Origin of the sequence: Pseudomonas izuensis (assembly GCF_009861505.1) — a bacterium.
GTDB classification, from domain to species: domain Bacteria; phylum Pseudomonadota; class Gammaproteobacteria; order Pseudomonadales; family Pseudomonadaceae; genus Aquipseudomonas; species Aquipseudomonas izuensis.
The window spans coordinates 1-8,833 of the sequence record NZ_WTFT01000045.1 but is presented as its reverse complement, the minus strand read 5'-3'; the positions used below and the strand labels follow the sequence as shown (position 1 = coordinate 8,833).

At 59.5% G+C, this 8,833-nt stretch carries 10 protein-coding genes; 8 read left to right on the top strand and 2 right to left on the bottom strand.

What is annotated here, in order from left to right; translation table 11 throughout:
• The first annotated feature begins 49 nt into the window (after positions 1-49).
• The 8 genes from GPL81_RS28005 to GPL81_RS27970 all read left to right on the top strand — a co-directional run bounded on the left by GPL81_RS28005 (position 50) and on the right by GPL81_RS27970 (position 6,842).
• Complete coding sequence (locus tag GPL81_RS28005; RefSeq protein ID WP_160109344.1) at positions 50-1,444, top strand: ethanolamine ammonia-lyase subunit EutB; 1,395 nt, start codon at positions 50-52, stop codon at positions 1,442-1,444.
• An 8-nt stretch (positions 1,445-1,452) separates the two neighbouring features.
• Positions 1,453-2,277, top strand: a complete 825-nt coding sequence (gene eutC, locus GPL81_RS28000) for an ethanolamine ammonia-lyase subunit EutC (RefSeq protein ID WP_160109343.1) — start codon at positions 1,453-1,455, stop codon at positions 2,275-2,277.
• A 114-nt stretch (positions 2,278-2,391) separates the two neighbouring features.
• On the top strand, positions 2,392-2,853 hold the full coding sequence (locus GPL81_RS27995) for a GNAT family N-acetyltransferase (protein ID WP_160109342.1): 462 nt from the start codon (positions 2,392-2,394) through the stop codon (positions 2,851-2,853).
• 315 nt (positions 2,854-3,168) lie between these two features.
• Positions 3,169-3,825, top strand: a complete 657-nt coding sequence (locus GPL81_RS27990) for a DedA family protein (RefSeq protein WP_160109341.1) — start codon at positions 3,169-3,171, stop codon at positions 3,823-3,825.
• 6 nt (positions 3,826-3,831) lie between these two features.
• Entirely contained in the window at positions 3,832-4,644 is an 813-nt protein-coding gene (locus GPL81_RS27985; RefSeq protein ID WP_096514850.1) for a M90 family metallopeptidase, read from the top strand.
• A 114-nt stretch (positions 4,645-4,758) separates the two neighbouring features.
• Positions 4,759-5,286: an inorganic diphosphatase gene (gene ppa, locus GPL81_RS27980; RefSeq protein ID WP_007933577.1), complete on the top strand. Its 528-nt coding sequence runs from the start codon at positions 4,759-4,761 to the stop codon at positions 5,284-5,286.
• A gap of 214 nt (positions 5,287-5,500) precedes the next feature.
• Complete coding sequence (locus GPL81_RS27975) at positions 5,501-6,247, top strand: S24 family peptidase (RefSeq protein WP_160109340.1); 747 nt, start codon at positions 5,501-5,503, stop codon at positions 6,245-6,247.
• Positions 6,248-6,656: 409 nt separating this feature from the next.
• Positions 6,657-6,842, top strand: coding sequence for a hypothetical protein (locus GPL81_RS27970; protein ID WP_160109339.1), 186 nt, complete (start codon positions 6,657-6,659; stop codon positions 6,840-6,842).
• A 50-nt stretch (positions 6,843-6,892) separates the two neighbouring features.
• On the opposite strand, the gene GPL81_RS27965 is transcribed toward GPL81_RS27970, so the two are convergent.
• The gene (locus GPL81_RS27965; RefSeq protein WP_160109338.1) at positions 6,893-7,702 is read right to left on the bottom strand and encodes a YfaP family protein; all 810 of its coding nucleotides are present in this window, start codon (positions 7,700-7,702) and stop codon (positions 6,893-6,895) included.
• Between the two features lie 3 nt (positions 7,703-7,705).
• Positions 7,706-8,833: DUF2300 domain-containing protein (locus GPL81_RS27960; protein WP_160109337.1), on the bottom strand; the 1,128-nt coding region annotated here is incomplete at its 5' end.

The window sequence follows — 8,833 nt, the reverse complement described above, 5'->3', positions numbered from 1 at the left end:
CTCCCACAGGGATACGGTGGTCATTTACAGAACAGAAGGACACCGCTCCATGGCCGTATTTTCCCATTCCGTCGGCGCCCAGACCTATCGCTTCGACAGCCTCAAGGAAGTGATGGCCAAAGCCAGCCCGGCGCGCTCCGGGGACTTTCTGGCCGGTGTCGCCGCCCTCAACGATGGCGAGCGCGTTGCCGCGCAGATGGCCCTGGCCGACATTCCGCTGAGTCATTTCCTGCAGGAAGCACTGATTCCCTACGAAGTCGATGAAGTCACCCGGCTGATCATCGACACCCACGATAAACAGGCATTCGCGATCGTCAGTCACCTCACCGTCGGCGGATTTCGCGACTGGCTGCTCAGCGATGCCGCCGATGAGCAGGTGCTGCGCGCCCTCGCGCCCGGCCTGACACCGGAAATGGTAGCCGCGGTCTCGAAAATCATGCGTGTGCAGGACCTGGTACTGGTGGCGCAGAAAATCCGCGTGGTCACGCAATTTCGCGGCACCCTCGGTCTGCGCGGCCGCCTGTCCACTCGCCTGCAACCCAATCACCCTACCGACGAACCGGCCGGTATCGCCGCGAGCATTCTCGATGGCCTGCTGCACGGTAACGGCGATGCAATGATCGGTATCAATCCGGCCACCGACAGCATCGCCTCGATCTGCGCCATGCTGGAGATGCTCGACGCAATCATCCAGCGTTACGAGATTCCAACCCAGGCGTGCGTGCTGACCCATGTCACCACGTCAATCGAAGCGGTCAACCGCGGTGTGCCACTGGACCTGGTGTTCCAGTCGATCGCCGGCACCGAGGCGGCCAACGCCAGCTTCGGCATCAACCTGAACGTGTTGAAGGAGGGTTACGACGCCGGGCTGAGCCTCAATCGCGGCACACTCGGGCAGAACCTGATGTATTTCGAAACCGGCCAGGGCAGCGCCCTGTCGGCCAACGCCCACCACGGCGTCGATCAACAGACCTGCGAAACCCGGGCCTATGCGGTCGCACGACACTTCAACCCGTTTCTGGTGAACACCGTCGTCGGCTTCATCGGCCCGGAATACCTCTACAACGGCAAGCAAATCATCCGCGCCGGCCTCGAAGACCACTTCTGCGGCAAGCTGCTCGGCGTGCCGATGGGTTGCGACATCTGTTACACGAACCATGCCGAGGCCGACCAGGATGACATGGACACTTTGCTGACCTTGCTGGGCGTGGCCGGGATCAATTTCATCATGGGCATCCCCGGCTCCGACGACATCATGCTCAACTACCAGACCACGTCGTTCCACGATGCGCTCTATGCCCGGCAGACACTGGGGCTCAAGCCGGCACCGGAATTCGAACAGTGGCTGGCGAAAATGGGCATCTTCACCCAGGCGGACGGCAGGGTTCTCTTCGGCAACAGTCTGCCACCGGCCTTTCGCCAGGCCCTGGCGCAACTGGGATGAGCATTGATATGGAAAAACTACCCTTCGACCCGCACAACCCATGGCTGGAGCTGCGACGCCTGACACCGGCGCGGATTGCCCTGGGCCGCACCGGGACCAGCATGCCTACCCGGGCGCAGCTGGACTTTCAATACGCCCATGCCCAGGCACGGGATGCGGTGCATCTGCCATTCGACCATCCAGCCCTGCGCTCGCAACTGGCCGAACGCGGGCATGAAAGCGTTTTGTTGCACAGTGCGGCGATAGACCGGAACAGCTATTTGCAACGCCCCGATTTGGGGCGTCAGTTGAGCGCCGAGTCGGCACAGACCCTGCGCAATTACGCCTCGGCCAATCCGGGCGGGGTCGATCTGGTCATCGTGGTCGCCGACGGTTTGTCTGCATTGGCTGTCCACCGCCATACGCTGCCGTTTCTGGCACGACTGGAAGAACAGATCCGCGCTGAAAACTGGTCCGTGGCCCCGGTGGTCCTGGTGGAACAGGGGCGCGTTGCCGTGGCGGACGAAATTGGCGAGCTGCTGGGCGCAAAAATGACGGTGATTCTGATCGGCGAACGCCCTGGCCTCACCTCGCCAGACAGCCTGGGGTTATATTTCACCTACAATCCAAAGGTCGGCCTGACGGACGCCTACCGAAACTGCATCTCCAACGTGCGTCTTGAAGGACTGAGTTACGGCATGGCGGCACACCGTTTGCTGTATCTGATGCGCGAGGCCTGTCGGCGGCAGCTGTCGGGGGTCAATCTGAAGGACGAAGCACAGGTTCAGACATTGGAGTCGGACGCAGGAGCGGACATGAAAGGTAATTTCCTGTTAGGGCCGCCGCAGGCCTGAACCGCTTGCGCATTGCACTATCGTTCCGGTTTCAGGCAGGATCGACGCACGGCCGCCAGGGTTTCCCGTCGCCGTCAAAGCACGCAAGACAGCCACTTGAAGACGAGACCTACCATGCGGATTATTCAAGCGACCCTCGAACACCTGGATTTGCTGACCCCGTTGTTCGTCAAATATCGCGAGTTTTATGGTTCCCTGCCGTATCCGGACTCGTCCCGGGCGTTCCTCGAAAAACGCCTGCGTCGCAAGGAATCGGTGATCTACCTGGCCTTGTCCGATGAGGACGACAACAAACTGATGGGTTTCTGTCAGCTGTACCCGAGCTTCTCGTCGCTATCACTCAAACGCGTCTGGATCCTCAATGACATTTATGTCGCCGAAGACGCCCGCCGCCAGTTGGTGGCTGACCATCTGATTCGCACCGCGAAGAAAATGGCCAAGGAAACCAATGCCGTGCGCATGCGTGTCTCCACCAGCAGCAACAACGAAGTCGCGCAGAAAACCTACGAATCCATTGGCTTCAAGGCAGACACCGAGTTCAAGAACTACGTGTTGCCGATCAGCGACGAGCTGTAGCGCTTCATCCGCCCCCTGTAGGAGCGAGCCTGCTCGCGATGATCCCGAGAACACCACTGGGTGTCAGGCGCTCAGCATTATCGTTCACGACCATCGCGAGCAGGCTCGCTCCTACAGGTTTCGGGGTTATTAATTGTCATCAGACTGCCAATTACCCCTTAGACATCCCCCGCTACAATCTCGACGCGTTTTTCACTTTCCAGATCGTATAATTCCGATCTTTCCGACGTGTAAGAAAAACTACACTCGTCTGTAGCCTTACTCGAGTTATCCGCACAGGCCTGCCGAGTCGGGCCGTCATCACAGGTGCCCTCCATGGATTTCAACCCGCTCGATCTAATCCTGCATCTCGATGTTTACCTCGATATGCTGGTCAACAACTATGGGGCATGGATCTACGCCATTCTGTTTCTGGTGATCTTCTGTGAAACCGGCCTGGTGGTCATGCCCTTCCTGCCGGGCGACTCGCTGCTATTCATCGCCGGCGCCGTTGCAGCCGGGGGCGGCATGGACCCGGTGTTGCTGGGCGGCTTGCTGATGCTCGCGGCTATTCTGGGTGACAGCACCAACTACCTCATCGGACGAACGGCCGGCGAGCGATTGTTCCGCAACCCGAATTCGAAAATCTTCCGTCGCGACTATCTGCAACAAACCCACGACTTTTATGACAAGCACGGTGGCAAAACCGTGACCCTGGCGCGCTTCCTGCCAATTATTCGTACCTTTGCGCCGTTCGTCGCCGGCGTAGGGAAAATGCCTTACCCACGATTCTTCGCCTTCAGCGTATTCGGCACCATCCTGTGGGTCGGCGGACTTGTGACCCTCGGCTATTTCTTCGGTAACGTGCCGTTCATCAAGAAAAACCTGTCACTGATGGTGATCGGCATCATTGTGGTTTCAATGCTGCCAATGATCATCGGCTTCCTCCGCAGCCGTTATGGCAGTTCGAACTCCAAAGCCGAAACGCGCTGATTCGATATGTGGTCACTCAGTGCCTGGCGACGCCGGCGCACCCTGGCCAGGCACCCGATTGCCGATGACATGTGGCAACGGGTGCGCCACCATCTGAGTTTTCTTGATGGTCTCAGCGCCGCCGAAGACCAATGGCTGCGCCAGGCCTGCGTGCTGTTTCTGCAAGACAAGCACCTGACCGCCCTGCCCGGTGTCGAATTGCATCAGGAACAACGCCTGCTGCTGGCCGCCCAGGCGCAACTGCCATTGCTGCACCTTGGCGATCTGAATTGGTACCAGGGTTTTCACGAAATCATTCTCTACCCCGACGATTTTCTCAGTCCCCAGCGCCATCGTGATGCCAGCGGTGTCGAGCACGAATGGGACGGCGAACACAGCGGCGAAGCCTGGCAACAGGGGCCGATCATCCTCGCCTGGCCCGGCGTCATGGCCAGCGGTGGCTGGGAAGGCTACAACCTGGTGATCCACGAACTGGCGCACAAACTCGACATGCTCAACGGCAACGCCAATGGTTTGCCGCCGCTGCATGCCGACATGCGGGTCAGCGACTGGGCCAGGGTCATGCAGCACGCCTACGAAGACCTCGACCGGCAACTGGAACGCAATCCGGACGCCGAGACCGCCATCGATCCGTATGCCGCCGAAAATCCCGCCGAGTTTTTCGCCGTCACCAGCGAGTACTTCTTCAGCGCCCCGGATTTACTGCACGAGGCTTATCCACAGGTGTACGCACAGCTGAAGCTTTTTTACCGGCAAGATCCGCTGGGCCGCCTGAGGCAACTTCAGGCCACGGACCCGGTCTATCAAGCGCACGACTAAGGTTCCACACGACTTCTGGTACGTGGCGTCGACACAGGAATATGCCTATAATCGCCGCCACTTTTTGGTCAATCCGGCCAAGTGTTTTTGGTCAACTAACGGGGGCAACGCCCAATGAGCTACAGCAAGATTCCGGCTGGCAAAGACCTGCCGAACGACATCTACGTCGCGATCGAGATCCCGGCCAACCACGCGCCGATCAAATACGAAATCGACAAAGACAGCGATTGCCTGTTCGTTGACCGTTTCATGGCCACCCCAATGTTCTACCCGGCCAACTACGGTTACATCCCGAACACCCTGGCTGACGACGGTGATCCCCTGGACGTGCTGGTCGTGACCCCTTACCCGGTTGCTCCAGGCTCCGTGATCCGCGCCCGTCCGGTCGGCATCCTGAACATGACCGACGACGGCGGCGGCGATGCCAAAGTCATCGCTGTTCCACACGACAAGCTGTCCCAGCTGTACGTCGACGTGAAGGAATACACTGATTTGCCAGCCCTGCTGATTCAGCAGATCGAGCACTTCTTCGCGAACTACAAAGATCTCGAAAAAGGCAAGTGGGTCAAGATCGAAGGCTGGGACGGCGCAGACGCCGCCCGTGCTGCGATCACCAAGTCGGTTGCTGCCTATAAAGGCTAATAGCAGCTGCAAGCTTCAAGAAAAACCCCGGTGATCCGGGGTTTTTTGTGGGCGCTTGAAAGCACCGCTTAAACGCCTTGTTTAAGAGGGCTTGTTTTGGTGTTTTCTTGTTTAATTTTCCTCAAGAACGTCTTACATCCGGTCGTAAAATTCCCGCGAAATTTGAACGGTTCGTTTATTCAAAGCCTTATACCGCGCCAGTAGACTCGTGTTTATGAAAAAGAACACTAGCGGCCCTCGATTCAAAGCGCTCCTTGGATTAGCCAACATCACGACAACCGGGTTTGCCGATTTCCTGAACACGGCCCCGCAAAATGTCCATAACTGGTTCACCCGCGGTGTGCCCGCCCACTGCATGGAAGAAGTTGCCAGAAAACTGTCCGTCAACAGCGAATGGCTGAAAACAGGCGATGGCCCGAAGGATGCCACGCACCTGCGTCTGCACGACGAATCCGGCAATACCTTCGACGCCCAAGCCATTCGCGGCGTCTATACGGTTATCGAGCCCTACGACGTCGAACTCCCCCTCTACAAGGAAACCGCCACGGCCCCCGGCTCCGGCAAAACCCACGTCATCGAAGACCCCAGCCAATCGATCAGGCTACCCCGCAGCCATCTCGACTCACTGGAAATCAACCACGCCGACGCCATCTGCATCCACATGATTGGCAACAGCATGGCCGAACGCATAGAAGATGGCTCCACCCTGGCCATCGACCGTGGTCTGACCCAGATTGTGGATGGCGAAATCTACGCCATCGAACACGACGGCATGCTACGCATCAGATACCTGCACCGAATGCCGGGCAACGCACTGCGATTGCGCAGCCATAACCGCGCAGAACACCCGGATGAAATCTTCAGGCCCGCACAAATCGAAGAACAGAACATCAGGGTATTGGGCTGGGTGTTCTGGTGGTCAACGCTGAACAAACGCAGGCCACCGGTGCCGTTTCTGTAACACCAAGGCAATTTCATTGCGGGCAATCACGCTTCAACAGGCATGGCACAGCCCCTGTAGGAGCGGGCTTGCCCGCGAAGGCGGCGGAACATTCACCGGAAAAATTCAGGGTTACCACAGCACTCGTGATCAACCCAACAGCCCTACCCCGCACACCAAGCTGGGAATTCCCCAAAAAAATCAGTATGCTGCGCCCCACATTTGCGCATCGACCCGCCACGCGGCTCAGATCGCACCGACAAGGCAGATGATTTTCTCGCCGAGTCCCACAGCCGGACGCAAGATCCGGGTGTACGTTTTGAAGGCTGGCGCGGTTTACCAAAAATAAATCAAGCCAGTCCCCGAGAAGCCGGCCACAAGCCGGCTTTTTAACGCCTGGAAATAAGTGTTTATCAGAGGTACTGCTTTTATGGCCCTATCCAACCCTCCTACCGACAAAAACTCAAAAAAGCGCTCACTGGTACATTCAGGGATGTGCAGCGAAGTGGTTGAGGAGCTTGCCATGGTGGTTGCAGAACGGCTCATGGCGCCTCAACGTGTGAAAGTAAGCCTGGATGAGCTTGATGATATCGACGAAGTGAAGATCCAGGAATAAGACTGCATTCCGCTACCCGATTGAAGAGTCCCCGCACCGTCGAGTTTCAGTCACGGATAACTAAACCCCTTAACCAACGTCAACTCCCCCACCGCCCGCATCGGCACCAGGAACGTTTCCATCTTCTCGCTCGGTGTCCCCTCCTCGGTAATCACCGTCACCTGCGCCGTCGTCAACGGTTGCACCGCCTCCTCCTGCCCTTCTTCATCACTGCGATAGCCTCCGCCGAAGTAGTTCACATACACCAGATACTGCCCTTTGATCGGTGCTGGCATGGCGAAGATTTCCGGGCCGTAGCCGGTGGTGACGTCGACATCGAGTGCCGCGCCGTTGGGCGCGACACGGTCGCCGTACCAGATGTGGGCGCCGTCGGGGGTGATGAGGTGCAGGTCCAGGTCCGTGCCGTCGCTGTCCCAGGCCAGCAGTACTCGCAACTTGGCGGGAGTGGCTCCACCACTGGCGTTCAGGAATTGCGTGCGTTGGCGTTGTTGGCCGTCAGGGCTGCGGATTTCGACGCTGTTGCTGCCGTTGGGGAATGAGAACGGTCGATCGAAGCGGCCGGCGGTGTCGATTTTCAGTGGCATGCTGACGCCGTTGACGATCAGCCGGCCGGGGTCGTTGGCCTTGGGGGTGGACTTGATCTGGCCGCTGATGCGCGCGGTGTTGGCCTGTCCTGCCGGGGTGTTGACCGAAGAGGCCGGGTAGTTGACGGTCTGGCGGAAACTCTCGCCCTCGCCGTCGGGCGCGCCGGTCCGCCAGCCACCGACCGGGGTGTCGAGTTTGACGCCTTGCGCCATTGCCAGCGGTAGCGCCAACAACGAACAGAGCAACAGCAAGACCTGTGGATAACGGAGTGTCATGGTCTATTCCAGCAATAGGTGGCGGGCGAGCCCTTCGATGTAGGTTTCATCCTGGCCATTGGGGTGTGCTTCGAAGGCCAGGTGCAGGTATTCGTGGGTCAGGTCGAGGCGGTCTTGCAGCGAGAGCACGCCACGCACGTAGATGCGCTGACGTTCACGGTCGACGTAGGGCCGACCGAAGGTCAGGCGGCAGACGGCGAACGTGCTGACTTCGTTGTAGCCGGTTTCGCTTTCCAGCGTCGGGCGCCAACTGCGCCGCTGTTTCTGCAGCCAGTCCTGTGCGGCGGGCAGTGCTTCGCAGGAAGCGACGGGGTTGTCCCAACGGCTGAGGCTGGCACGCGGATAGGCGTGCAGCAGAATGGCGTCGTAGCGTTGGCCGGCGCTGGCCTGCTCGACGGCTTGTTGCCAGGACAGCTTGTCCGGCCCGGCTTGATCGGAATGGTAGGTGACGCTGCTACCGGCCAGTACCAGATCGCTGGTCCAGGCGGCGATATTGCGCGCTTCAGCAGAGGCCGGACGGGGGGCGACCCGCTGGCGCTGGCTGCTGTCGTCGATGCTCAGGCAGTAGCCGTTGCGCGTGGCGTTTTGCAGCAGGTAGGTACGGATGGCCACGGCCAGGGCTTTGGCGGCCTCGACGGGCTCGGGGGTCGCTTCGCGCTGAAGCACGCGGGCGACATATTCTTCACGATCCAGCCGGGCGACGAGCTTGTCCGCGAGTAAAAACAGCTCGCCGTCGCTGTGGATATCCAGCTGATTGCCGTTGGCGAACTCGACACGATAGTCGCCCCGCAACGGCCCCGGCGGCACTTCGTTGCTTCCCGACAATACCCGTTCAAGTGGATAGCGGGAGAACAGGCTGACCTCAACACAACGTCCCGCGTCTGCGGGCCACTCAACAGGCACGACTGCCGATAACGCCGCAGCGTAATCACGCAAAACCCGCTGACTGGTCCCGCGCCCGCCCGCCCAGATCGGCGTGCCGTCCGCCGTCCAGCCCGCGAACCCGCCTTGGCGCGACGCAGCATCCTGATCCCCCAGCCAACTCCAGGTCTTCACTCGCAACCGGCTGCCGAGCTCGCCCACGACGTTGCCGTCAGCGGTGTTGAGGATCACGTCGAGCAGCACCCGTCG